The organism is Pseudoalteromonas sp. P1-7a (assembly GCF_001401855.1).
Lineage (GTDB): Bacteria > Pseudomonadota > Gammaproteobacteria > Enterobacterales > Alteromonadaceae > Pseudoalteromonas.
This window is the reverse complement of sequence record NZ_LKDU01000184.1, coordinates 1-204: the sequence shown is the minus strand read 5'-3', so window position 1 is coordinate 204 and position 204 is coordinate 1. Positions and strand designations below refer to the sequence as shown.

Genomic DNA, 204 nt, shown 5'->3' with positions numbered 1-204 from the left:
TGGACTTCCCAGCTTTCACTAGACAGTTTTTAACTCAGAATAGTACGCTTCTTCAAACTTAGCAGGTGAAACACCGCCTGTGTGTGAATGGCGCTTTTTTGGATTGTAAAACATTTCTATAAAATTAAATATCTCAGCTTTCGCATCTTCGCGTGTCGAGTATATCTTACGCTTAATTATTCGCTTTTTAATTGTCGCAAAAAA

General features: G+C 36.8%; 1 protein-coding gene. It reads right to left on the bottom strand.

What is annotated here, in order from left to right; translation table 11 throughout:
- Positions 1-18 precede the first annotated feature (18 nt).
- On the bottom strand, positions 19-204 hold a 186-nt coding region (locus AN389_RS20065; RefSeq protein WP_146258113.1), incomplete at its 5' end, for an IS3 family transposase.